Origin of the sequence: Glycomyces sambucus (assembly GCF_900102815.1) — a bacterium.
In the GTDB taxonomy this organism is placed as follows: Bacteria; Actinomycetota; Actinomycetes; order Mycobacteriales; family Micromonosporaceae; genus Glycomyces; species Glycomyces sambucus.
In genome coordinates, this window is record NZ_FNGF01000004.1 from 373373 (window position 1) to 395127 (window position 21755).

A 21755-nucleotide genomic window follows, 5' to 3' on the forward strand; every position below is an offset into this window, starting at 1 on the left:
TTCGGTCCCGGACGGCCCGGCGCTACCGCTCCGCGGTGAACAGGCGCGGCAGGAAGTCGATCAGCGCCTGCTGCCAGACGTCCCAGCCGTGCGGGCCGGGGATGACCGGCGCGAACTCGTGCGCGATGCCGCTGCGCTCCATCGCCGCGATCAGGTCGAGCGTCGGCTTGTACGTGAAGTCCTGGCTGTCACCGGTGTACACGCGGATGAGCGCGGTGCCGGCGTTGACGGCGTCGATGTCGGTGCCCTCCGGCGGGCCGCCGAACGCCGACATCGCGCCGATGTAGGCGAACGCGCCGGGATGGGCCCACAGGGTGCTGAGCGTGTGGCCCGAACCCATCGACAGGCCCGCCAGCGCGCGCCGCCGCGGGTCCGCGCTCACATGGAGCCGGGCCTCGGCGGCCGGGGCGATGCGCGCGGTCAGCTCGGTCGGGAAGTCGACCCCGTTGCCGTTCGCCATGACCACGACCATGGGCACGACGGCGCCCTGGCGGTGGTGGTGGTCGAGGATGCGGTCGGCGTGGCCGACCTCGATCCAGTCGGTCCACGTCTGGCCGCCGCCGTGCTGGAGGTAGAGCACGGGGTACGCCTCGGCGCGGTGCGGGTCGTAGTCCGGGGGCGTCCACACGAAGGCCGATCGCTCCGCCTCGCCGGCGGTGCTGGTGTAGGCCAGGACGCTCGCCTCGCCGCGCTCGGCGGCGGGGGCCGGGACGGTGTAGCGGCCCCGGAGGGTGTCGCCGGGGACGGCGAAGGTGCTCCAGGCGGGTTCGGAGTGCACGGAGGCGGGGTTGTTCGGGTCCTTGCGTTCGACGCCGTCGACCTCGAACTTGTAGTGGTACGAGCCGCCTTGGAGGGGCATCGTCAGGCGCCATGTGCCGTCGGGCCGCCGGGTCATGGGCGTGCGGGGCCAGCTTCCGGCGGGGCCGAAGTTGCCCCAGACGGCGACGCGCGAGGCGGCGGCGAACTCGGGGCCGGCTTCGAAGGTGGCGACGCCGTCCGCGTCGATCCACGGGGTGGGGGCCGTGCCTGGTGCGGGCGGCTCGTGCGCGGTGAAGGGGCGGTGGCCCTCGCTCGGGCCGCGGTCGGCGACGGGCCGGAACAGGCGCTGCGCGAAGTCGCGCAGGGCGCTCCGCCAGGTCTCCCAGGTGCCGCCGGCGCGGGGGTGCGCCCCGTCGGACTCGAACGCGACGCCCGCGGCGGCGAGCGCGGCCTCCAGGGCGACGAGGTCGTCGTAGGCGGGGTCGGTGACGTTGCCGCCGTAGACGCGGATCATGTTGGCGGCGTTGAGCTCGCGCGCCTCGGCGGGGCCGATCGGGCGGTCGAGGCCGCCGGAGAGGACACCGACGCTCGTGAACGTTCCCGATGCCGCGAGGAACGATGCGAGCGCCGTGCCCGCGCCGCGGCCGATGCCGGCGACCGCGCGGTCGGCCGGTGCGGGCGAGACGCGGTAGGCGGCCTCGGCGGCGGGCACGAGCCCCTGGACGAGGTCCTGCACGGCGAGGTCGCCGGCCGCCACGACCACCATCGGCTCGGCGTCGCCGTCGAGCACGAGCCGGTCGAGGATCTGCTTGAGGCGGCCCGGTCCCGCCCAGTCCCGATGGCTCCGGCCCTCGTCCGGGAGGAGGTAGAGCGCGGGGTAGGGCTCGGGGCGGTCGGGGTCGTAGCCTGGCGGGGTCCACACGAGCGCTTCACCGGTGCCGTACCGGAGTACGGCAAGTTCGCCGCCGTCAGGGGCGTCGGCGAGCCATGCCGCGCCGGGGCCGGGGACGAACAGGGTGTCGAGATCCGCGGTCGTCTCACGGCTGTTCTCGGAGCGGCGGATCGCGACGGCCTCGGCGTCCGGGGTCGGGCGCACGACGAACCGGTAGGTGTACACGCCGGGTTCGAGCGGGCCGACGGTGGCGGCGCGGTCGCCCTCGCCGTCGGCGTTGAACTCGGTCCAGGTCCGGCCGGGCCCGAAGTCGCCTTGGACGGCGACCTGGCCGTCCCGGCCGCCGGGCGCCTCGCTCACGGCCGCGGCGGGCACGGCGAACCGGTACACGCCGCCGACCGGGTCGTCGGGGGCCGGGGCGACCCACGGGTCAGGGCTCGCCGCTGCGAAGCGGTCCGGTGGTGCCGCGTGGCGTGGTCGGGGCTCGATCATGGAGTTCCTCCTCTGGTCCGATGCTGCACGACCGGCCGGGAGGGGCGGCCGGTGCGAACGTCAGTACCAGGCTCATATACCGATAAACCGATGTCAAGGGCCAGCGCGTCGCCGAACCCCGACCTGCGGCTTCCGTTCGGGCGTCACGCGGACCGTTCGCACCAGGTCTGCCAGGTCCGGCGGGAGTTGGGGAGGTCGGGGTCGTCCAGGAGCCACAGGACGTAGCCGGCATGCACTCGCGCCCAAGGGTTCTCCGAGTCCACGGCCATGACGAGGCCGGAGCGGAGGTCGTCGCCGTCGACGGCGCGGGCGACGCGGACGTACTCGCGGTCCTTGCATCGGTAGGCGCGCGACACCGCGGCGATGACCAGTCGGACGAGCCTGGCGCGCACCGGCCCGCGATGATCGTCTCCGGCGAGGTCGCGGATGAGGTCCTGCTTGGTGCCCCATTTCTTGGCGTGGAGCGTCCATTCCCGGGGGAACCGGGCCTCCCATTCCAGGTATCCGAGTGCGTAGGGCAGGCCGGGCCAGTCGGTGAGCGGGCCGCGGGGGCGGCCCCACAGGGCATCAGGGAAGGCGCGGCGCCTGGCCTCGGAGTGGACGGTGATCAACCGGCGCGTCTCCGGTTCGTCGTACCACTGCGGGAGACGGCCGAGATCCCTTGCCCGGAACCAGTCTTCGTTGAAGCGCGTGAGCGCCGCATCGACACCTGCACGCGCGGCGGCGAGACCGGCGAGCGCGATCGCCCGCTCACCCGGATCGGCACTGGTGAGCCCACGGGTGTAGCCGATCCGGCGGGCCCAGTCCGCCTCGTCGTCGCCGGTCGTCGTCATGAGCCGCTGTCGGAAGGGGCACTGTCGAAGGGGGCACTGTCGAAAGAAGCACTGTCGTACTCGTTGAAGTCCTTGTACGCCACGACGTTCCGGGACCGCAGGATCCTCAGCGCCCGCTGCCGGACCTTCCGGAGGATCTCGATGTCGTCCGGCGTCAGCGACGCGACGTCGACCGCCGGGGGCTTCTCGGTGGCCCGCAGTCGGACGTGGACGACGATGACGGCGACCGCGAACGCGATCAACAGGAGGAACGGCACGGCCAGCACCGCGTTCGAGGCGGACTCCCAGGTGCGGAAGAGCGCCGCCCCGAGGGACAGCGTCGCGATCACGAGGATCATCACCGCGATGCCGTGCAGGGTCCGATTCCACTGCCGGTGCGGCGTCAGCAGCCACGGCACGAAGAAGCCGAGGACCGCGCAGGCGGACAGCCCGGCGCCCGCCCACGCCACCGGGAGCAGCGCCTCGTTGTCGATGGCGCCGGTGAGCATGAAGATGCCCAGTGCCACGGCCGCGCACAGGCTGATGATCGTGAGGGTGTAGCCGAGCCCGGCCACGGTCTTCCCCAGGGCCGTGCGCCGGTACCAGCGCCTCGCCAGGGTCAGCTCCACGTGCGCGTAGTCGAGCACGACCCGGTTGAGCGCCCCGATGTCGAAGGGGGTGAAGTTGTCGTGGATCGTCGCCCATTCGTTGGGCTGGATGGCGGCGGCCTTGGGCATCGGACTTCCTCGATCTCGGCGGCGACGGGCCGGCTCCGGGCGACCCAGGCCCCGTACAGGAGGACCGTAGCGGGCGGGAACCAGCGGCCGCCGAGGCGCATCGCGTGGCCGCCGTTGGACGCGGGTCGGCAGAATGGGGACCTGCTCGAATCACGACGATGGAACGGGGTCCCTGATGGGCGTTTGGGAGCACATGTGGGTCGCGCCCGCCGAGCCGGTCCGGATGCCGCTCGACCGCTTCGCGCGGCTGTGCGCCGACCTGCTCGACGAGCGCGTGACGCGGCAGCGGTGGGTGCTGGTCACCGGCCGGCTCGACTCGGCCGCGCCGATCGCCATCGGGAACCAGGCCGCCGACGCCTTCCGCGAGCAGGCGCGCGAGGGACTGCTCGGCACCACCGTCGAGACGTACCGGGAGGTCATGACCTTCCGGGCCTTCGGCACCGGCTCCCGCGAAGCGGCCGCGGCGCTGGCCGCGCTGCCGGCCGACTGCGGGGACGTCGCCGTCTACTTCCCCGGCCTCGATTTCGGCAACCCCGGGATGGCCGAGGTGTACGGGGACGTGAGCGACCCTGAGGCGGCGCTCTACTCCCTGGCCGAACCGACGGCGCTGCGGGACGAGCGGGACAACCCCGACTTCATGGGCCCGGACGGGCCGAACTTCGACCTCGACCCGGTCGTCATGACCGAGCACGCGGTGCGCACGGTCTTCGCCACGTACGCCAAGAACGGCCCCACCCGCCCCCACGGGCCGCTCCGCGACGTCCTCCTGCGGCACTTCGGCGACGGCATGCTGGAGTGCTGCGCCTTCGATTGACGCGCGGCGCTCAGCCGACGGTGACGGTGACGCTGTGGAGGCCGGTGGCGCCGTCGGGGATGACGCCCTGTTCGACGCTGGTCTGCACTTCGCCCTCGCCGTCGGTGGCGCGGACGGTGAGCGTGTGCTCGCCGCCGTCGGCGTCCCACTCGTACTTCCACTGCCGCCAGGTGTCGCCGGTGGACACGTCGGACAGTTCGCAGGGGACCCACGGGTCGTCGTCGACGCGCAGTTCGACGGCGCTGATGCCGCGGTGCTGGGCCCAGGCGACGCCCGCGACGACGACCGTGCCGCTGCTGGCCTTGCTGCGCGGGGTGTCGATGCGCGACTGGGTCTTGATGGGGCGCGGGGTGGACCAGCCGCGGGTGATCCAGTACGCGTTGTAGGAGTCGAACGTGGACAGTTCGAGTTCGGTGAGCCACTTGGTGGCCGAGACGTACCCGTACAGGCCGGGGATGACCAGGCGCACCGGCCAGCCGTGGTCGATCGGGAGCGGGGCGCCGTTCATGCCGATGGCGATGAGGGCGTCGCGGCCGTCGAAGACGAGTTCGGTGGGGGTCCCGGCGGTCCAGCCGTCGGTCGAGCGGGACACGAGCTGGTCGGCGGCCGGGTCGGGCCCGGCCTCGGCGAGGAGGTCGGCGAGGGAGACGCCGAGCCAGCGGGCGTTGCCGACGAGGTCGCCGCCGACCTGGTTCGAGACGCACGCGAGGGTGATGTCGCGTTCGATGAGCTCGCGGCCGAGCAGGTCGTCGAAGCTGAAGGTCAGCTCCCGGTCGACCATGCCGTGGACGCGCAGCGACCAGGTGTCGACGTCGATGCGCGGCACGGTGATCGCGGTGTCGATGCGGTAGAAGTCCCCGTTCGGGACCCGGTAGGGGCTCAGGCCCTCGACCTCGAAGTCGGCGACCGGGCCGGGTTCGACCACGGGCGCGTCCGGTTCGGGGAGGGTGAGGGCGTCGCGCTGGGCCTCGATGCCCGCCGGGCCGGACCGGGCGGCCCACCAGGAGGCGCCGAGCGCGGCGGCGCCGACGCCGCCGAGGACCATCAGGAATCCGCGGCGGCTCGCGTCCTCGGAGCGGCGCCGCGACCACCACTCCAGCGAGACGAGCGCGGCGGCCGCGGCGATGAGCGAGGGCACCGCCGCCGCGAGGCCGAGGCCGGGCCGGGTGAGGGCCGCCGCGGCACCGATGAGTCCGAAGAGGACGATCGCGGCGCGTGCGGGCCAGGGGCGGGTGCGCCGCAGGCGGCCGATCGCCCCGCCGACCACCGCCGTGCCGATCGCGAGTCCCGCGATGAGCAGCGGCTTGTCGGCGGTGCCGACGAGTTCGATGAACCAGTGCGAGACCGAGAGCGGGACGACGGCGATCACCGCGTCGCTCAGCGCCGACAGCGGCGCGGACCGCGGTTCGAAGAACGCGGCGGCCAGGTGGCCGAGCGCCAGCCCGGCGAGGGTGGCGACGAGGCCGGCGACGGCCCAGGCGCGCGGTGAAGCGGGTTGCGTCGTGTTCACCCCACCATTCTCGCGCGCGGGCGCGCCCGCGACCGGCGGTGGAGCTTACGTTCCGCTAAACAACGGCGGGGAGGCCGTCGAGGGCCTGCGCGAGGTCGGCGATGAGGTCCTCGGGCGACTCGATCCCGGCCGAGAACCGCACCAGGTCAGGCGGGATGCCGGGGGTCTCGTGCGACCCCGCGTGGATCCCGGCGGCCAGGTGCGTCACCAGGGACTCCACCCCACCCAGGCTCGAGGCCGCGTACGCCACGCGCATCGACTCGACCAGCGCCGCGGCGGCCGCGGCGCCGCCCGCGGGCCGGAAGGACAGGACCGACCCGAACCCGTCGAAGAGGGCGGCGGCGCGCGCGTGGTCGGGGTGCGAGGCCAGCCCCGGGTAGTTCACCTGGGCGACGGCCGCGTGCCCGGCGAGGAAGGCCGCGACGGCCGCGGCGTTCGCGTTCTGCTGGCGCACCCGGAGGGCGAGGGTCTTGATCCCGCGCGAGAGCAGGAACGCCGCGTGCGGGTCGAGGCTGCACCCGTAGGCGCCCATGGCGGAGGCGACGCGCGCGATGCGCGCGGCCGAGCCGGTCACGGCCCCCGCGGCGATGTCGGAGTGGCCGTTGAGCGCCTTGGTCGCCGAGTGGCACACCAGGTCGAAGCCGACGGAGTGGGGGCGGAAGACCACCGGTGTCGCGAACGTGTTGTCGATGACGGAGGCCAGGCCGTGCTCGCGCGCGAAGCGGGCCGCACCGGCGAGGTCGCCCACGCGCAGGTGCGGGTTGGTGATCGTCTCGGTCAGGAACGCGGTCGTCGCGGGCCGCAGCGCCTCCCGCCAGGCCCGCGGGTCAGCGGGGTCGACCAGGTCGTAGGTCCAGCCCAGGTGGGCGGCGTGCTCGGCGAGGAACCGGTGCGTGCCGCCGTAGAACGAGCCGGCGGCGATGAGGTGGTCCCCGGCGTCGAGGACGCTGTGGAGGGCGGTGCTGATCGCGGCCATGCCCGAGGCGGTGGCGACGGCGTCCTCGGCGCCTTCGAGGGCCGCGAGCCTGCGGTGCAGGTGGCGCTGCGTCGGGTTCGTGCCGAGCCGGATGTAGCGGACGCCGCCGCCGGGGGCGTCCTCGAAGACGGTGCCCTGGTGGATCGGGAACACCACCGAGCCGCCCGCGGCGGGCCGCGGCTCACCGCCGTGCACCGACAGGGTCTCGAACCGGGTTCGCTGGTCGCTCATCTGGCAGAGGCTACGGGCGGCGGCGTCCGCGGTTCAACGATTCGTCCTTAACTTTCGCTTACGGTCCCGGCGCCCGGCCCCGCCGGGCCCAGGGCCGCGGCGAGCGCGGGCAGCGACGCGTCGATGAGCTCCCGGACCTTGTGGAGGTTCGCCTCGAAGACGGCGAACACGGCCTCCTGGCTGACGGCCTCGACGTCCGGGTCCTCGTCGAGCCCCGCGTCGTAGTCGGTCACGAGCGCGATCCCGGCGAAGGGGATGCCGGCCTCGGCCGCGAGCGGCGCCTCCGGGGACTGCGTCATGTTGACCACGTGCCCTCCGGCGTCGCGGTGCCACCGGGACTCGGCCCGGGTGGAGAAGCGCGGGCCGTTGACGACCACGACGGTGCCGCCGTCGTGCGCGGTCACGCCGGTCGCGGCCGCCGCCTCCAGCATGATCCGCCGCAGGGCCGGGTCGTAGGGCTCGGCGAACGGCACGTGCACCGGGCCGTCCGCGAACTCGTCGTGGAACGTGGACTCGCGCCCCCAGGTGCGGTCGACGAGCTGGTCGCACACGACGAACTCACCGGGCCGGATCTCGGGCCGCAGCGACCCGGCGGCGAACGGGGACAGGAGGGCGCGCACACCGAGCCGGCGCATGGCGTCCACGTTGGCGCGGTAGTTGACCCGGTGCGGCGGGAGCCGGTGGCCGGGGCCGTGGCGGGGCAGGAACGCCACGCGCAGCCCGGAGCGCTCCACGATCGACACCGGGCCCGACGGCGGCCCCCAAGGAGTGGCGACCTCGACGGTCTCGGCCTGCTCGGCGAGGGTGTAGAACCCCGAGCCGCCGAAGATCCCGACGTCGGCCCGGGATCGGTTGCGTTCGCTCATGTCCGGCTCCTCGTCGTTCGCGCGGCGGCTGCGGCGCGGGCGAGCTGCGACCGCATGTCCCCCACCGCGCGGAACGTGCCCGCGACGGTGCCGGTCACCTTGCTCCTGCCGATGCGGGGGCGGTACGGGACCGGCGTCTCGGCGATGCGCCAGCCGTCGAGCCCGGCGCGCAGGACCATCTCGAGCGGCCAGCCCGAGCGCCGGTCGGTGACGCCCAGGCCCAGCAGCGCCGTCCGCCGGGCCGCGCGCATGGGGCCGATGTCGCTGACGCGCGCGCCGCACAGGCGCCGGACCCGGCCGGCGAGGTAGCGGTTCGCGAGGCGCCCGTGCAGCGGCATCGCACCGGCCGCGGCGTCCCTCGCCCCGAGCGAGAGGTCGGCGTCGCCGGCGAGGACCGGGCCGCACACCGCGACCAGGTCCGCGGGGTCGAGGGAGGCGTCGCAGTCCATGAACGCGACGACCGGGGCCGTCGCGGCGGCGAGTCCGGCGAAGCAGGCGGCCCCGAAGCCGCGCCGGGGCTCGGCCACGACCCGGGCGCCGAGCCCGGCGGCGACCTCCGCCGACCCGTCGGTCGAGCCGTTGTCGACCACGATCGGCCGGTACCCCTTCGGCATCCGCTCCAGCACCCACGGCAGGGCCCCGCGCTCGTCGAGGACCGGCAGGACCACGTCGACCAGCGGCGCGCCCGCGGCCCCGAGCAGCGGGAGGACGGTGCGCGCGGTGCGGGTGCGCGGGGCGTCCGCGGCGATCGCGCGGGCGTCCTCGGCGTCGTCGAGGTCGCGCAGCACCGGCAGGTCGGCGACGGTGAGGCCGAGCGCTTCGAGCCGCTTGCGCTGCATGAGGCCGGTGTCGCCGCGGCTCATCGGCACGCCCGCGAACGCGCCCGGGTGCGGCCGGGCCAGGCCCAGCGCCCACCAGCCGCCGTCCTCGGCCATGCCGAGCGCGGCCTCCCGGCCCTCCTCGGCGACCACCGCGAGCGACGCGCCGAGCAGACCGGCGCTCGCCTGCGGGGTGTCCATGCCGATCTGGAGGCAGGGCCCCTCGACCCGCGACCAGGCCGCGGCCAGCCGCTCGTTGAAGCCGCCGCCGGACTGCGCGATCACGGTGAACCCCTCCGGCAGCCACGGCCCCGGGTCCCCGTCCAGCGCCAGGAGCAGCCGGTCGGCGCCGCAGGCGGCCACCGCCTCCAGCGTGTCGGCGAGCGCCGCCTCCGCGACCGCGGCCGCCTCCCCGGGGGAGAGCGGCGGTGAGAGCCTGGTCTTGACCCGGCCCGGGACCGGGGCCTTCGCCATGACGAGGAGATGAGTCCGCTGCATGCGGCCGATGCTACTGACGGCGCGGCCGCTCCAGGCCCGGACGAATCTTACGGTTCGCGAAAGTCTCGGCAGGTCCGATGGCGAACGGCGGCGCGATCGGGCATCGTGGTCACATGGACTCCGGAGCCGACCCCCGCGTGCTGGTCGTCGACGACGACCCCGCGCTCGCGGAGGTGGTCGCGCGCTACCTGCGCCGCGACGGCTTCGACGTCGACTACGCCCCCGACGGGCCCACGGGCCTGGAACGGGCCCTCACGACCCTGCCCGACCTCGTGGTGCTCGACCTGATGATGCCGGGCATGGACGGCTTCGAGGTCTGCCGCCGCCTGCGGCAGTCCACCGCCGTCCCCGTGGTCATGCTGACCGCGCGCGGCGAGGAGACCGACCGCATCGCCGGCCTCGACCTCGGCGCCGACGACTACGTCACCAAGCCGTTCTCCCCCGGCGAGCTCGCCGCGCGCGTGCGCGCCGTCCTGCGCCGCGCCTCCCCGGCGGCCCCGCCCCCCGCGGTCCTCACCGGCGGCGGCGTCGCCGTCGACACCCGCGCCCACCGCGTGCGCCGCGGCGCGGCACTGCTCGACCTGACCACGAAGGAGTACGACCTGCTCGTGTGCTTCCTGACCCATCCGGGCCGCGCGTTCCGCCGCGAGGAGCTGCTGGAGACGGTGTGGGGGTGGCGCATCGGCGACACCTCCACCGTCACCGTCCACGTGCGGCGCCTGCGCGAGAAGATCGAGGACGACGCGTCCGCGCCGCGCCACCTGACCACGGTGCGCGGGGTCGGCTACCGGTGGGAGCCCTGATGCGCCTGGTGACGCGGCGGCGCGCGGGCTCGCTCCTGATCCTGGCCGTCGCCCTCGGCGCGGCCACCGCCCTCGCGGTCGCCTTCGACTTCCCGCCGCGCGACATCGCCGTCCTCGTCACCACCGCCGCGGTCGCCTCCGCGGTCGCCGGCGTCGTCGGCGGCCTGGTCCTGCGCCGCCTGCGAGGCCGCGGCGCGCGCGTCCAGACGATGACCGTCGCCCTCTCCTCGGTCCTGGTGGCCGCCACCGGCGTCGTCACCGCCGCGCTCGCGATGTTCATCTCCTTCCACGACCTCGTCCTGCTCTTCGTGGTCCTCATCGTCGCCTCCGGCGTCGCGTTCGGCGCCGCCTGGCAGCTCGGCGACGACATCGGCGCCGGCGCGCTCCAGGTCGGCGCCTACGCCCGCACCATGATCGACGGCGAGCGGCACCGCGCCCCCGCCGTCACCGGGCCCGGCGAACTCGCGGCCCTCGCCGGGGAGCTCGCCGACGTCTCGCACCGGCTGGAGGAGTCCCGGCGCCGCGAGCGCGCCCTCGAATCCTCCCGGCGCGAGCTCATCGCCTGGGTCTCCCACGACCTGCGAGCCCCGCTCGCCACCATCCGCGCCATGGCCGAGGCCCTCGACGACGGCGTGGTCGACGACGACACGGCCGTCAAGCGCTACCACGCCCAGATCCGCACCGACGCCGAACGGCTCACCGCGCTCGTGGACGACCTGTTCGAACTCTCGCGGATCAACAGCGGGTCGCTGCGGCTCGGCAGCGAGCAGGTCGACCTGCGCGACGCCGTCGCCGACGCGCTCGCCGGGGCCAGCGCCGCCGCCGACCTCAAGCAGGTGGCAGTCGTCGAGCACCTGGCCGCGCTCCCGGCGGCCGACGTGGCCGCCCGCGAATGCTGCCGCGCCCTCGACAACCTCCTGGACAACGCGATCCGCCACACCCCGGCCGGCGGCACCGTCCGCATCGAGGCCGCGGCCGATGCGGGCGCCGCCGTCCTCCACATCGACGACGAGTGCGGCGGCATCCCCGCCGCCGACCTGCCGCGCGTGTTCGACATCGCCTACCGCGGCGACCGGGCCCGCGCCCGCGACGACCGCGGCGGCGGCCTGGGGCTGGCGATCAGCCGCGGCCTCATCGAGGCCCACGCAGGCACCGTCACCGTCGCGAACACGAGCACGGGCTGCCGGTTCACCGTCCGCCTGCCCGCCGCGGCACGCCGGTGACCGCGCACCGCCCCGCCGTCCGGTCGGCGCTCGTCCTCGGCGCGTGGGCGCTCCTCCTCGCCGCCGCCTGGGTCCTCGGGCAGGTCAAACTCGCCGTCACCGAAGGGCGGCACCAGCTCGGCGCCATGCCGCTGTTCGGCAGCTGGGAGTGGCACCTCGACGCGACGCTGCTCGTCCCGGTCGCGGTCGGGGCCCTGCTCATCGCCGTCCTGCCCGCCGTCGCCGCCCGGTGGCGCTGGCGCTGGACCGTGGCCGCGACCGCGGTCGCGGGCGTGCTGTTCAGCCTCGCGCTCACCGTCGCCCACTCCCACCCCCGGACCTGGACCGACCTCGACCACCACTACGCGGGCCACGCGCACCTGATCGACGACGCCGGAGGCCCGGGGGCGTTCCTGGCCGGGTACACGACGCATCAGCTCGCGGGCGAGTTCCCGATCCACTTCCAGTCACACCCGCCCGGCCTGGTCCTGTTCTTCTGGGGCGCTGGCAGGCTCGGCCTCGACGGGCTGGTCTTCCAGAACGCGGTCGTCCAGCTGGGTGTGGCGGCCGCGGTCGCGGCGGCGCTCATCGCGGGCCGCGACGTCGCCGGGGAACGGCTCACCAGGCGCGCCGCACCGTTCCTGGTCGTGGCCCCGGCCGCGTTCTGGCACAACACCGCCGACCTGGTCTTCGCGGGCGTCACACTCGCGGCCGTCGCCTGCCTGGTCCCCGCGACGAACCGCACCGGGACGCGCGCCGCGGTGCTCGCCGTCAGCGGCGGGCTCTTGGCGGGGGCCGCACTCCTGCTCTCGTTCTCCGCTGCGCTGCTTGCGATCCCGGTGATCGTGGTCGCGGTGCGGCGGCGGCGCTGGGGGGTGCTCCTGGCGGGCGGGGCCGTCGCCGCCGCGGTGGTGCTGGCGCCGCTGGCATGGGGGTACTGGTGGCTCGACGGGCTCCGGACCACGCGCGTGCGCTACTACGCGGGCGTGGCCTCGATCCGCGGGTACTGGTACTTCCTGCTCGCGAACCTCGCGGTGTTCGCGCTGGCCCTCGGGCCGGCCGTCGCCGTCGCGCTCTCGCGCCTGCGCGACCGCCGCATGTGGATCGTCGTCGGCTCGTGCCTGGCCGCCGTGGCGCTCGCCGACCTCTCGGGGATGTCCTCGGCGGAGACCGAGCGGATCTGGCAGCCGTTCATGCCCCTGGTCCTCCTGGCCGGATGCGCCCTGACGCGCCCGCGCGCCTGGCTCGCACTGCAACTGGCCGTCGCCGTCGTCCTCGCCGCCGCACTGCGCGTGCAGTGGTGACCGAGAGAAAGGCACATCGATGCGCGTACTGGTGACCGGCGGCGCCGGATTCATCGGCGGGGAGATCACCTCGCAGCTCGCGGCGCGCGGCGACCAGGTGGTGGTCCTCGACTCGCTGGTCGCGCAGGACGCGCCGCCGGAGCACCTGCCCGCCTCGGCCGAGCTCGTCGTGGGCGACCTCGGCGACGAGTCGGCCGTGCGGCGCGCGGTCGAGGGGGTCGACGCCGTCTGCCACCAGGCCGCGCGCGTGGGCCTGGGCGTGGACTTCGACGACGTCACCGCCTACGTCGCCGACAACGACGGCGGCACCGCGAACCTCCTTCGCGCCCTGTGGCGGCGGTCCTTCACCGGGCGCCTGGTCGTCGCGTCCTCGATGGTCGTCTACGGCGAGGGCCGGTACCGGTGCCCCGTCCACGGCGACGTCCGTGCGGGCGCCCGCCGCCGCGACGACCTCGACGCGGGCCGCTTCGAGCCGCCCTGCCCGACGTGCGGGGTCCCGCTCGACTGGGCGCCGGTCCGCGAGGACGCGCCGCTCGATCCCCGGAACGTCTACGCCGCCACCAAGGTTCACACCGAGCACCTGTCGTTCCTGTACGGTCGCGAGACCGGCGCCGCCGTCTGCGCGCTGCGGTACCACAACGTGTACGGCCCCCGCATGCCCCGCGACACCCCGTACGCGGGCGTCGCCAGCATCTTCCGCAGCGCCTTCGAGGCCGGGCGCGCCCCGCGCGTGTTCGAGGACGGGGCGCAGACCCGCGACTTCGTCCACGTCCGCGATGTGGCCCGCGCCAACCTCCTCGCCCTCGACAGCGACTGGGCCGGCGCTGCCAACATCGCCAGCGGCCACCCGCACACCGTCGGCGACATGGCCCGCGCCCTCGCCGCCGGCTTCCCCGACGCCCCCGCGCCGGTCACCACCGGCGAATACCGCCTCGGCGACGTCCGCCACGTCGTCGCCACCCCCGACCTCGCCACCCGGGCCCTCGGCTTCACCGCCGAGACCGACTTCGCCGAAGGCATGCGCGCCTTCGCACACGACCCTCTGCGCCAGCACCGGCCCGAGTAGTCGGTAGGTGCGCCCGGCATCCGGTCGTTAGCGCCGCGAGGACATGGGCCACCGAGCCGGGTTCGAGTAGATTCGCTGGAATGGCGGATGCGATCGTGATTCCCGGAGGCGCGTTCGGCCCCGGGGCCGGGATGCTCATGTACGTCGCCGAGGCCGTCGAGCGGCGCGGCGCGCGGGTGCACCGGCACTGGTGGTCAAGCGATCCCGAAGACGCCGCGGAGCCCGGCGTCGAGGGTTGGGTCACGAGTGAGGTGGCGCCGCTGGTCGACTCTGTCGGCGGGCGGCCGCTGCTCATCGGCAAGTCCTTGGGCACCAACGGCGCCGCGCTCGCGGCCGAGCGCGGCCTGCCGGCGGTCTGGCTGACACCGGTCCTGACCCTGCCGTGGGTCGCCGCCGCCCTCGCGGCGAGTCCGGCTCCGTTCCTCCTGGTGGGAGGCACGGCCGATCGCTGGTGGGACAGCGCCGCCGCCGCGCGGCTCACCCCGCACCTGTTCGAGGTCGAGGGCGCCGACCACGGCATGTTCGTGCCCGGTCCGGTCGCGGACTCGCTCGACGTGCTCACCCGGATGATCGCGGCCGTCGAGGGATTCCTCGACGACATCGACTGGCCCGCTTGACTTCGCTGTCGAAGGAGCCGCGAAGTGCCGCCGGAGGCCGCTCGGTCGCATACGGACTCAGGCCAGGAGCCTCCACAGGCCCTCGCCGGCTTCGGCCAGGATGAACTGGCGGCAGACGCCGACGGCCCCGTCGAAGCCGCGGAAGCCCCGGTCGCGGGCCGCGGCGTCGCACTCCGCGGCTGCGGCGTCGCCCAGGTCCCAGAGTCGGCGCAGGTACTGGCCGACCGCGGCGGCGTCCAGTCCGTGGACGTCGACACCGAAGGCGGCGGCGCGGTCGTTGACGGCGTAGGCCCGCGCAACCGCCTCCATTGAATTTAGCTCCACTGTGGTGCTGTCTGATACCGTTGCGGGCCAGTCGCGTCCGGGGAAGACCGCGCCCGAGCCGGCGCTGCGGACCAGCAGGCGCAGCAGTGCCTCCTCGGCGTCAAGTGCGGCGTCCTCGGCGGGGGTGAGCCAGCGCAGCCGCTGCGCCGCGGTCAGATCCTCCACGCGCAGGCCGCTGTCCGCGGCGGCGTGCACGGCCGCTGCCGCCGTCTGGGCGGCGGTGCATTCGTCCATGGTGGACGCACCAACGATCCAGGCCAGCACGCGGGCCCGCCAGCGCTGCGGGTAGTCGGGGTCGAAGATCTGCTGGTACTGGCGCTGTGCCAGCACCGAGACGTGCCGCTCGCCATGGACTGCACCGGCATGGCGGTCGGTCCATTCGGCCAGGTGCTCGGTCCGCCATGCCTGCTCGACCCAGGCGCCCGGGACGGCCGGCTCGATCGCTCCTGTGGCGATGAGGCGCAGCGCGGTGAGGGCGTCGCGGTGCTTTGCCCCGCGGTGGTCGGGATGTGCGGCCAGCCAGGAGTGGAAGGCCGTGATGCCAGGGGCCTTGCGCACCGCCGGGTGGCGGGGGCTGCGCTCGGTGTAGTGCACCTCGCGGAGCGCGGCGGCGATGGCGTCGTGTTCGGTGCCGTCGATGGCGCCCGCCAGGTGGGCGTCGCGGAGCTGGGACTCCAGGTCGACCAGCGCCGCCGACAGCGGCTCGGCCTCGGGCCCTTGCGTGTGGGTGACGGCCACGTCCGCGTCGCTGTCGCGGCGTCCGTCGCGGTACCCGCAGTAGACCTCGCCGACGCCGACCATGCCGTACGCGTCGAGTTCGGCGGCGCGCAGCGCGCCCATGCTGGAGCAGCCGACGACGGTGGCACCGGCCGCCATGAGTGCGAGGATCTCCTTGTGGCGCACCGAGGCCGACTGGTGGAAGACGCCGTCGACGATGAGCACCAGATCGCCGGGGCCGGCGTCGAGGCGCAGGGCGTCCCCGTGGCGGATCGGCGGGTGCGCCGCCGCCTCGGGCAGCACGGCGCGAACCTCGGTGGCGCTGAGAGAGGGGCCGCAGAAGACGTGGACGGTCACCGGCTACTCCGGGCGCGGGAGTTCGTGGCGCGAGAGGAACGCGAGGCCGGGGCTGACGGTCTTGACCACCGCGAAGTCCTCCCCCGCGTCGGGCCGGGTCAGGTCCACGCGCATCGGTGCGGTCCCGGTGGCGGTGGTGATGAGTGCGACCAGGCGGTTCATCTCCGCAGTGTCGGTGTCGGCGAGGGCGTCGGCGTCTGCCGGGTCGGACCACGGCGTCGTCGCGGGTTCCGCCTTCGGCGGCCGGGCGGTGCCGCCTCGGTAGACGCGGGGATCGAGGTCGTCGCGGGTGCCGGCGATGAACGTCAGCCGGGACTGGGCCGCCTCCGTGATCGCCCGCGACAGCGCGATCGCCGGGGAGGCGTGCGCCCCCGCCCCGCCGAACGTCGCGCCCATGTCCGGCATCCACAGGTGGCAGGTAAAGCACGCGACCCCTCGCCATCGCGCGAGGGAGGCGTCGGCGATCTCCAGTCGGCCTCCCGCCGCGCGGACGCGCCGGATGAGGTCGGCGCAGTGCGGGTCGGTGACCGATTCGGGGTCCACGATGACGCGTTCGCCGACCGGTCGCAGCGCCAGCGCGGCGGTGCAGTCGCGTTCGATCTGCTCGTACAGCGCGTGGACGGTGGCCTCTTCCACGGTGTTCCCTGAGGCCAGTCCGTTGGAGCTGGACGAGAGGTGGTGGCCGCGCCAGGCCGTGCCGGTCATGCCGATGTGCACCGACTCCCGCGGGACGAGGGTCTCGCCGCCGGTGAGGAGTTCCGCGGTGATCCAGTCGAGCCGGATGCGGTCGGTGATGAGGCTGCCGTCGACCTGCTCCAGATCGGTGACGGCGTACGGCAGGTCGAGTTCCGCCGCGGCGACGCCTTCCAGCTCCGCCTTCGGCACGGCGTGCTCCGCGTGCCACAGCTCGACGGCCTCCATGGCCGCGGAGACCCGGGCATGGGTGAGCGTCGCGCCCTTCCCTTGCGAGACCGACAAGGTGGTGGCCAGGGGCCGCACCGCCATCACCACCGGGATGCCGATGACGTCGAGGTCCGTCACGTCGGCAAGGCGGGTGATCCCGTACTCGCCCAGGCGGCGGCCGATGCGCTCCAGGGTGTCGAGCGGGTCCCGGGTCCGGCGGGTGCCGGCGAAGGTCTTCAGTTGCGGCACAGGCGCCTCCCGGAACGGAACGATGGTGCTCGTGGAGCGGGGGACTCCACGAGCACGGAGATCGGCGGCGCTCAGGTGTAGGCGGGGGCGTCGCTGTGGGTGTGGGCCCACTGCGAGATGGCGTGCACCGTGCCGTCGCCGGGGTCGGCGGCGGGCGCGTCCGCCACGGGGCCGTCCGGGGCTTCGGCGGCGCCGATGAGGCGACTGATGAACTCGTCGGTCATCTCCACACTGCTCATGGACATCGCGTTCCTTCCACTGCCAACTCTGGGCTGTCTACCGATCAGCCGCCACAGTGACAAGTCTGGTGTCGGAACGTGACGCGGACAAGGCGAGACACAGGCAGGGCAGCGGCAGGAACGCTCACCGCGTCGCGTGTTCGGGACCGACCTCGCGGATTTCGCTGGCGCCCATCACTGATGCTCTCCGGGGAAGAGTTCGGCGAGCAGGCCCTCGATGCGGGTCTTGATCTCGTCGCGGATGGGGCGGACGGCCTCGACGCCCTGCCCGGCGGGGTCGTCGAGTTTCCAGTCGAGGTAGCGCTTCCCGGGGAAGATCGGGCAGGCGTCGCCGCAGCCCATGGTGATGCACACGTCCGACGCCTCCACGGCGTCGACGGTGAGGATCTTCGGGGACTGGTCGGAGATGTCGATCCCGACCTCCTTCATGGCCTCGATCGCGGCCGGGTTGACTTGGTCGGCCGGGGCGGACCCGGCGGAGCGGACCTCGACGCGGTCGCCTGCGAGGTGGGTGAGCCACCCGGCGGCCATCTGGGAGCGCCCGGCGTTGTGGACGCAGACGAAGAGCACGGACGGCTTGGACATGGCGGTGTTCCTTTGCGTTGCAGGGCTTGAGTGTTCGGTGGTCATGATCGGGCTGCTTGCGGTTCGGGTGCGCGGAAGAACCGGCGGGCCCACAGGCTGACGTAGACGAGGCCGACGAGGACGGGGACTTCGATGAGGGGGCCGACGACGCCGGCGAGGGCCTGGCCGGAGACGGCGCCGAAGGTCGCGATGGCGACGGCGATGGCGAGTTCGAAGTTGTTGCCCGCAGCGGTGAACGCGAGTGTCGTGGTGCGCTCGTAGTTCAGGCCGATGCCCTTGCCCAGGAGGAAGGACCCGGCCCACATGAGCGCGAAGTACGCCAGGAGCGGAAGCGCGATGCGCACGACGTCCAAGGGCCGGGCGATGATCGCCTCGCCTTGGAGCGCGAACAGCACGACGATCGTGAACAGCAGCCCGTGGAGCGCGAACGGCCCGATGCGCGGCAGGAACTTCGACTCGTACCAGTCCCTGCCTTTGCGCCGCTCGCCCAGGGTCCGGGTCAGGTATCCGGCGGCGAGGGGGATGCCGAGGAAGACGGCGACATTCGCGGCGATCTCCCAGCCGGAGACGTCGAGTCCGGTGGCGTCGAGGCCGAGCCAGCGCGGGAGCGCGTCGAGGTAGAGCCAGCCGAGGCCGCCGAACGCGATGACCTGGAAGACGGAGTTGAGTGCGACGAGGACGGCGGCGGCTTCGCGGTCGCCGCAGGCGAGGTCGTTCCAGATGATGACCATCGCGATGCACCGGGCCAGGCCCACGATGATCAGGCCCGTGCGGAACTCCGGGAGATCCGGAAGGAAAACCCAGGCCAGGGCGAACATGAGCGCGGGCCCGACAAGCCAGTTCAGAACCAGCGAGGAAGCCAAGAGCCGCTTGTCGGCGGTGACGGTGTCGAGCCGGTCGTAGCGGACCTTTGCCAGGACCGGGTACATCATGACCAGCAGCCCGGCCGCGATGGGCAGGCTGATGCCACCGATCTGGATCGCATTCAGCGCCTTGCCCACCGCTGGTATCCACTGGCCGAGGGCGATCCCGGCGAGCATGGCGGCGCCGATCCAGACGGGCAGGTACTTGTCGAGGGTCGACAGCCGCCCGCCCGCGGCGGTGGGGACTTCGGTCGCGGTCATGCGCCGGCCTGCTGCGGGACCGACAGGACCGTGGAGAGCAGGTCGAGGGCGGGCTGCTCGGCGCGGTAGTAGACCCAGGTGCCGCGCCGCTCGGAGGAGACCAGGCCGATCTCGCGCAGCACTTTGAGGTGGTGAGAGATCGTGGGCGCCGAGACGTCGAACGTGTCGGTCAGGTCGCACACGCACGCCTCACCGCCCTCGAAGGAGGCGATGAGCGAGAGCAGCCGCAGCCGGACCGGGTCGCCGAGGGCCTTGAACGAGGGCGCGAGGCGCTCGGCCTGGTCGGCGCTCAGCGGTTCGGCGACGAGCGGGGTGTGGCAGTCGGCCAGGGCGAGCGGGAGCGGGGTCCGGGCGGGTTGCTTCGACATGCGCCTATTTTGACGAGGATCGAACCAGTCTGCCACTCGGACATGCCGGTCATGAAGGTGGAGTCTCGGGTGACTCGGACACCGAGCGAGGTGCGGATGCCAGGGGTTCGCCCGGCGTTTGCGCACATGACCGCCGATGTTCACGCCGATGCAAGTTCGACGTCTCTCTAATTAGATGTTCATCAAGTTGTTGTGTCCTGGATCGAAGGGACCCCTGCCATGTCCGATGCCGACGCGCTGACCATCCCGCCCGCCGTGGCGATGCTCCTGGACACTTCCGCCGCCCGCCTGACCGAGCGGTTCACGGCCTCGTTCTCCCCCGAGACGGTCCGGGAGTGCCTGGACGACTCCTACCTGGTGCTGGCCGCGACCGCCCGCGTCCACACACACCTGTACGTCCTGGCCGAGCGCTTCGCCGCCGAACGCCTGGCCGCCACCGCGAAAGCCACCAGGCTCGCAGTCTCCGACGTCCCGGAGGTGCTGTTCGTGTGCGTGCACAACGCCGGGCGCTCCCAGATGGCCGCCGCGCTCCTCGCCCACCACGCCGCCGGGCGCGTCGTGGTCCGCTCGGCCGGATCGGCCCCCGCCGGATCGGTGAACCCGGCCGTGGTCGCCGCGCTCGCCGAAGCCGGGCTCGACATCGCCCAGGAGTTCCCCAAACCGCTCACCGACGAGGCCGTGCGCGCCTCGGACGTCGTGATCACCATGGGCTGCGGCGACGCGTGCCCGATCTACCCGGGCAAGCGGTACCTGAACTGGGACCTCGACGACCCCGCCGGAGCCGACCTCGACTTCGCCCGGGCCCTGCGCGGCGACATCGACGCCCGCGTCCGCGCACTCCTCGCCGAACTGCTCGACCGGCCCTGAACCGCCCGGCCCGTCCCCTGCGCGGCAACACCGCCGGACAGGAAGGGGGCCGGGACGCCTCCGCGTCCCGGCCCCGATCCTCTCGCCTATGCGCGGGATCGGTCAGCCGCAGCACCCGCCGCTGGCCTTGACCTGCGGGAGTTCGGTGCGCTGCCCGGCCCGGCCGTGCAGGACTCCGGTCGCCAGGCCGCGCGCGGGCACGGTCACCGGCTCCTCGTCCGCCGCCGCCCCACAGCCCGAGGACGCAGTGCCGCAACCGGACTCGGCCTCACCCGCCGCGTCCGCGCCGGTGCCGCAGCACCCGGACGCCTCGGCGGCGTCGGCGATGCTGGTGGCCTCCAGTGCCCGGGACGAGGAGCAGACACCGGTCTCGGGCAGGTCGAGTTCGACCCGCTCGGCCGCCTCGCGGTCCCCCGCGAGGGCGGCGGCGATCGAGCGGACCTGCTCGTACCCGGTGGCGAGCAGGAACGTCGGGGCGCGGCCGTAGGACTTGACGCCGGCGATGTAGAACCCCTCGTCCGGCTGGGCGAGGTGGGCCTCGCCGTGGGCGGGGACGGTGCCGCAGGAGTGGAAGTTCGGGTCGATGAGCGGCGCGATCAGGCTGGGCGCCTCCACCACCGCGTCCAGGTCGAGCCGGACCTCGCGCAGCATCTCCAGATCGGGGCGGAACCCGGTCGCGGCCGCGACCTGGTCGACCTCGATCTCCACCGCCAGGCTCCCGGTGGAGCCGTGGATCGCCACCGACCCGTCCGCGCGGGTGGTGAAGGAGCGGATGGTGAACCCGGTGACCAGCTCGACCGCGCCGGACTCGACGAGCCCGCGCAGGCGGGTGCCGATGGTGCCGCGCGCGGGGAGCGCGTCGGCCGAGCCGCCGCCGTAGACCTTGCCGGGGTCGGTGCCCCGGATCGCCCACATGACCGTCGTGCCCGGCTCGGTCTCGGCGAGTTCGGCCAGCAGCAGGAGCGTGTTGGCGGCGGAGTGCCCGGCGCCGACGACGAGGGTCCGCTTGCCCGCGAAGCGGTCGCGGTCCGCGCCGTGCACGTCGGGCAGCGGCCCGGCCTGCCACGGCGCGTCGGCGCGCTCCCCTGCGGCGGCCAGGCCGTGGGCGCCGAGCGGGTTGCGGTGGGCCCACACCCCGGAGGCGTCGATGACCGCGTCGGCGATCACGTCCTCGGTCTCGCCGGCGTCGGTGACGGTGCGCAGCAGGTAGGGGCGGCCGTCGCGGTCGACGGTGTTCGTCTTGTCCACGCCCAGGCGGGCGACGCCGACCACGCGGGCGCCGTAGCGGACGTGCTCGTCCAGGACCTTCCCCAAGGGCGCAAGGTAGTCGGCGATGAGCTCCGCGCCGGTCGGCAGGCGCTCGGGGTCGGGGGCCGTCCAGCCGGTCGCTTCGAGCAGGCGGCGGGCGGCGGGGTCGATGTCGAAGCGCCAGGGCGAGAACAGGCGGATGTGACCCCACTGGCCGATGGCCGCGCCCGGACCGTCCCCGGCTTCGAGGACGATCGGGGTGAGCCCGCGCTCGACCAGGTGCGCGGCGGCGGCGAGGCCGACCGGGCCCGCGCCGATGACCGCGACGGTCCGGACCTGGGGGCTGGTGGCAGTTGACATGGTCTCCTCCGAGATCG

General features: G+C 73.9%; 21 protein-coding genes. 7 read left to right on the forward strand and 14 right to left on the reverse strand.

The window, feature by feature from the left end; genetic code table 11:
• Positions 1 to 22: 22 nt before the first annotated feature.
• The 3 genes from BLS99_RS14250 to BLS99_RS14260 all read right to left on the reverse strand — a co-directional run bounded on the left by BLS99_RS14250 (position 23) and on the right by BLS99_RS14260 (position 3692).
• Positions 23 to 2143 (reverse strand): alpha/beta hydrolase-fold protein, encoded by a 2121-nt coding sequence (locus BLS99_RS14250; RefSeq protein ID WP_091050736.1) that lies wholly within the window; start codon positions 2141 to 2143, stop codon positions 23 to 25.
• Positions 2144 to 2286: 143 nt separating this feature from the next.
• Positions 2287 to 2976, reverse strand: coding sequence for a hypothetical protein (locus BLS99_RS14255; protein ID WP_091050739.1), 690 nt, complete (start codon positions 2974 to 2976; stop codon positions 2287 to 2289).
• Complete coding sequence (locus BLS99_RS14260) at positions 2973 to 3692, reverse strand: hypothetical protein (protein ID WP_091050742.1); 720 nt, start codon at positions 3690 to 3692, stop codon at positions 2973 to 2975. Before BLS99_RS14260 ends, BLS99_RS14255 begins: the two co-directional genes overlap by 4 nt.
• A gap of 175 nt (positions 3693 to 3867) precedes the next feature.
• Here BLS99_RS14260 and BLS99_RS14265 point away from each other — a divergent pair, with 175 nt between their 5' ends.
• Positions 3868 to 4506 carry a hypothetical protein gene (locus tag BLS99_RS14265; RefSeq protein WP_143034806.1) on the forward strand — a complete coding sequence of 213 codons (639 nt, stop codon included), beginning with the start codon at positions 3868 to 3870 and terminating at the stop codon, positions 4504 to 4506.
• A 10-nt stretch (positions 4507 to 4516) separates the two neighbouring features.
• On the opposite strand, the gene BLS99_RS14270 is transcribed toward BLS99_RS14265, so the two are convergent.
• The 4 genes from BLS99_RS14270 to BLS99_RS27780 are packed head-to-tail and all read right to left on the reverse strand — an operon-like array spanning position 4517 to position 9405.
• Positions 4517 to 6016, reverse strand: coding sequence for a molybdopterin-dependent oxidoreductase (locus BLS99_RS14270; RefSeq protein ID WP_091050750.1), 1500 nt, complete (start codon positions 6014 to 6016; stop codon positions 4517 to 4519).
• A 55-nt stretch (positions 6017 to 6071) separates the two neighbouring features.
• Entirely contained in the window at positions 6072 to 7223 is a 1152-nt protein-coding gene (locus tag BLS99_RS14275) for a trans-sulfuration enzyme family protein (protein ID WP_091050754.1), read from the reverse strand.
• Between the two features lie 47 nt (positions 7224 to 7270).
• On the reverse strand, positions 7271 to 8089 hold the full coding sequence (locus BLS99_RS14280; RefSeq protein ID WP_091050757.1) for an MTAP family purine nucleoside phosphorylase: 819 nt from the start codon (positions 8087 to 8089) through the stop codon (positions 7271 to 7273).
• Positions 8086 to 9405, reverse strand: coding sequence for a glycosyltransferase family 2 protein (locus BLS99_RS27780; RefSeq protein ID WP_091050761.1), 1320 nt, complete (start codon positions 9403 to 9405; stop codon positions 8086 to 8088). Before BLS99_RS27780 ends, BLS99_RS14280 begins: the two co-directional genes overlap by 4 nt.
• Positions 9406 to 9518: 113 nt before the next feature.
• On the opposite strand from BLS99_RS27780, the gene BLS99_RS14290 reads away from it, so the two are divergent.
• The 5 genes from BLS99_RS14290 to BLS99_RS14310 all read left to right on the forward strand — a co-directional run bounded on the left by BLS99_RS14290 (position 9519) and on the right by BLS99_RS14310 (position 14397).
• Positions 9519 to 10208 (forward strand): response regulator transcription factor, encoded by a 690-nt coding sequence (locus tag BLS99_RS14290; RefSeq protein WP_218126501.1) that lies wholly within the window; start codon positions 9519 to 9521, stop codon positions 10206 to 10208.
• Entirely contained in the window at positions 10208 to 11431 is a 1224-nt protein-coding gene (locus BLS99_RS14295) for a sensor histidine kinase (RefSeq protein WP_091050768.1), read from the forward strand. Before BLS99_RS14290 ends, BLS99_RS14295 begins: the two co-directional genes overlap by 1 nt.
• Positions 11428 to 12714, forward strand: a complete 1287-nt coding sequence (locus BLS99_RS14300; protein ID WP_091050771.1) for a hypothetical protein — start codon at positions 11428 to 11430, stop codon at positions 12712 to 12714. The genes BLS99_RS14295 and BLS99_RS14300 overlap by 4 nt, the downstream gene beginning before the upstream one ends.
• Before the next feature lie 19 nt (positions 12715 to 12733).
• Positions 12734 to 13780 (forward strand): NAD-dependent epimerase/dehydratase family protein, encoded by a 1047-nt coding sequence (locus BLS99_RS14305; RefSeq protein ID WP_091050775.1) that lies wholly within the window; start codon positions 12734 to 12736, stop codon positions 13778 to 13780.
• A gap of 80 nt (positions 13781 to 13860) precedes the next feature.
• Entirely contained in the window at positions 13861 to 14397 is a 537-nt protein-coding gene (locus BLS99_RS14310; RefSeq protein ID WP_091050778.1) for an alpha/beta hydrolase, read from the forward strand.
• 57 nt (positions 14398 to 14454) lie between these two features.
• Here BLS99_RS14310 and BLS99_RS14315 read toward each other — a convergent pair whose 3' ends face one another.
• From BLS99_RS14315 to BLS99_RS14335, 6 genes are all read right to left on the reverse strand, one after another.
• Positions 14455 to 15795 carry a TfuA-like protein gene (locus BLS99_RS14315; RefSeq protein WP_091050781.1) on the reverse strand — a complete coding sequence of 447 codons (1341 nt, stop codon included), beginning with the start codon at positions 15793 to 15795 and terminating at the stop codon, positions 14455 to 14457.
• A gap of 3 nt (positions 15796 to 15798) precedes the next feature.
• Positions 15799 to 16947 (reverse strand): YcaO-like family protein, encoded by a 1149-nt coding sequence (locus BLS99_RS14320; protein ID WP_218126502.1) that lies wholly within the window; start codon positions 16945 to 16947, stop codon positions 15799 to 15801.
• A gap of 71 nt (positions 16948 to 17018) precedes the next feature.
• On the reverse strand, positions 17019 to 17186 hold the full coding sequence (locus tag BLS99_RS26260; protein ID WP_176953363.1) for a hypothetical protein: 168 nt from the start codon (positions 17184 to 17186) through the stop codon (positions 17019 to 17021).
• A gap of 174 nt (positions 17187 to 17360) precedes the next feature.
• Positions 17361 to 17771: an arsenate reductase ArsC gene (locus BLS99_RS14325; RefSeq protein ID WP_091050784.1), complete on the reverse strand. Its 411-nt coding sequence runs from the start codon at positions 17769 to 17771 to the stop codon at positions 17361 to 17363.
• A 41-nt stretch (positions 17772 to 17812) separates the two neighbouring features.
• A complete protein-coding gene (gene arsB / locus BLS99_RS14330; protein ID WP_091050788.1) occupies positions 17813 to 18895 on the reverse strand; it encodes an ACR3 family arsenite efflux transporter in 1083 nt (360 codons plus the stop codon).
• The gene (locus BLS99_RS14335) at positions 18892 to 19263 is read right to left on the reverse strand and encodes an ArsR/SmtB family transcription factor (protein ID WP_091050791.1); all 372 of its coding nucleotides are present in this window, start codon (positions 19261 to 19263) and stop codon (positions 18892 to 18894) included. Before BLS99_RS14335 ends, arsB begins: the two co-directional genes overlap by 4 nt.
• A 219-nt stretch (positions 19264 to 19482) precedes the next feature.
• Here BLS99_RS14335 and BLS99_RS14340 point away from each other — a divergent pair, with 219 nt between their 5' ends.
• Positions 19483 to 20130: an arsenate reductase ArsC gene (locus BLS99_RS14340; protein ID WP_091050794.1), complete on the forward strand. Its 648-nt coding sequence runs from the start codon at positions 19483 to 19485 to the stop codon at positions 20128 to 20130.
• Between the two features lie 102 nt (positions 20131 to 20232).
• On the opposite strand, the gene BLS99_RS14345 is transcribed toward BLS99_RS14340, so the two are convergent.
• Positions 20233 to 21738: an FAD-dependent oxidoreductase gene (locus BLS99_RS14345; protein WP_091050798.1), complete on the reverse strand. Its 1506-nt coding sequence runs from the start codon at positions 21736 to 21738 to the stop codon at positions 20233 to 20235.
• Between the last annotated feature and the right edge of the window lie 17 nt (positions 21739 to 21755).

What these genes read in the sequence shown, in the direction of transcription:
- BLS99_RS14250 (WP_091050736.1), bottom strand. Translation starts at nt 2,143, where the DNA reads ATGATCGAGCCCCGACCACGCCACGCGGCACCACCGGACCGCTTCGCA.
- BLS99_RS14255 (WP_091050739.1), bottom strand. Translation starts at nt 2,976, where the DNA reads ATGACGACGACCGGCGACGACGAGGCGGACTGGGCCCGCCGGATCGGC.
- BLS99_RS14260 (WP_091050742.1), bottom strand. Translation starts at nt 3,692, where the DNA reads ATGCCCAAGGCCGCCGCCATCCAGCCCAACGAATGGGCGACGATCCAC.
- BLS99_RS14265 (WP_143034806.1), top strand. Translation starts at nt 3,868, where the DNA reads ATGGGCGTTTGGGAGCACATGTGGGTCGCGCCCGCCGAGCCGGTCCGG.
- BLS99_RS14275 (WP_091050754.1), bottom strand. Translation starts at nt 7,223, where the DNA reads ATGAGCGACCAGCGAACCCGGTTCGAGACCCTGTCGGTGCACGGCGGT.
- BLS99_RS14280 (WP_091050757.1), bottom strand. Translation starts at nt 8,089, where the DNA reads ATGAGCGAACGCAACCGATCCCGGGCCGACGTCGGGATCTTCGGCGGC.
- BLS99_RS27780 (WP_091050761.1), bottom strand. Translation starts at nt 9,405, where the DNA reads ATGCAGCGGACTCATCTCCTCGTCATGGCGAAGGCCCCGGTCCCGGGC.
- BLS99_RS14290 (WP_218126501.1), top strand. Translation starts at nt 9,519, where the DNA reads ATGGACTCCGGAGCCGACCCCCGCGTGCTGGTCGTCGACGACGACCCC.
- BLS99_RS14295 (WP_091050768.1), top strand. Translation starts at nt 10,208, where the DNA reads ATGCGCCTGGTGACGCGGCGGCGCGCGGGCTCGCTCCTGATCCTGGCC.
- BLS99_RS14305 (WP_091050775.1), top strand. Translation starts at nt 12,734, where the DNA reads ATGCGCGTACTGGTGACCGGCGGCGCCGGATTCATCGGCGGGGAGATC.
- BLS99_RS14310 (WP_091050778.1), top strand. Translation starts at nt 13,861, where the DNA reads ATGGCGGATGCGATCGTGATTCCCGGAGGCGCGTTCGGCCCCGGGGCC.
- BLS99_RS26260 (WP_176953363.1), bottom strand. Translation starts at nt 17,186, where the DNA reads ATGAGCAGTGTGGAGATGACCGACGAGTTCATCAGTCGCCTCATCGGC.
- BLS99_RS14325 (WP_091050784.1), bottom strand. Translation starts at nt 17,771, where the DNA reads ATGTCCAAGCCGTCCGTGCTCTTCGTCTGCGTCCACAACGCCGGGCGC.
- arsB (WP_091050788.1), bottom strand. Translation starts at nt 18,895, where the DNA reads ATGACCGCGACCGAAGTCCCCACCGCCGCGGGCGGGCGGCTGTCGACC.
- BLS99_RS14335 (WP_091050791.1), bottom strand. Translation starts at nt 19,263, where the DNA reads ATGTCGAAGCAACCCGCCCGGACCCCGCTCCCGCTCGCCCTGGCCGAC.
- BLS99_RS14340 (WP_091050794.1), top strand. Translation starts at nt 19,483, where the DNA reads ATGTCCGATGCCGACGCGCTGACCATCCCGCCCGCCGTGGCGATGCTC.
- BLS99_RS14345 (WP_091050798.1), bottom strand. Translation starts at nt 21,738, where the DNA reads ATGTCAACTGCCACCAGCCCCCAGGTCCGGACCGTCGCGGTCATCGGC.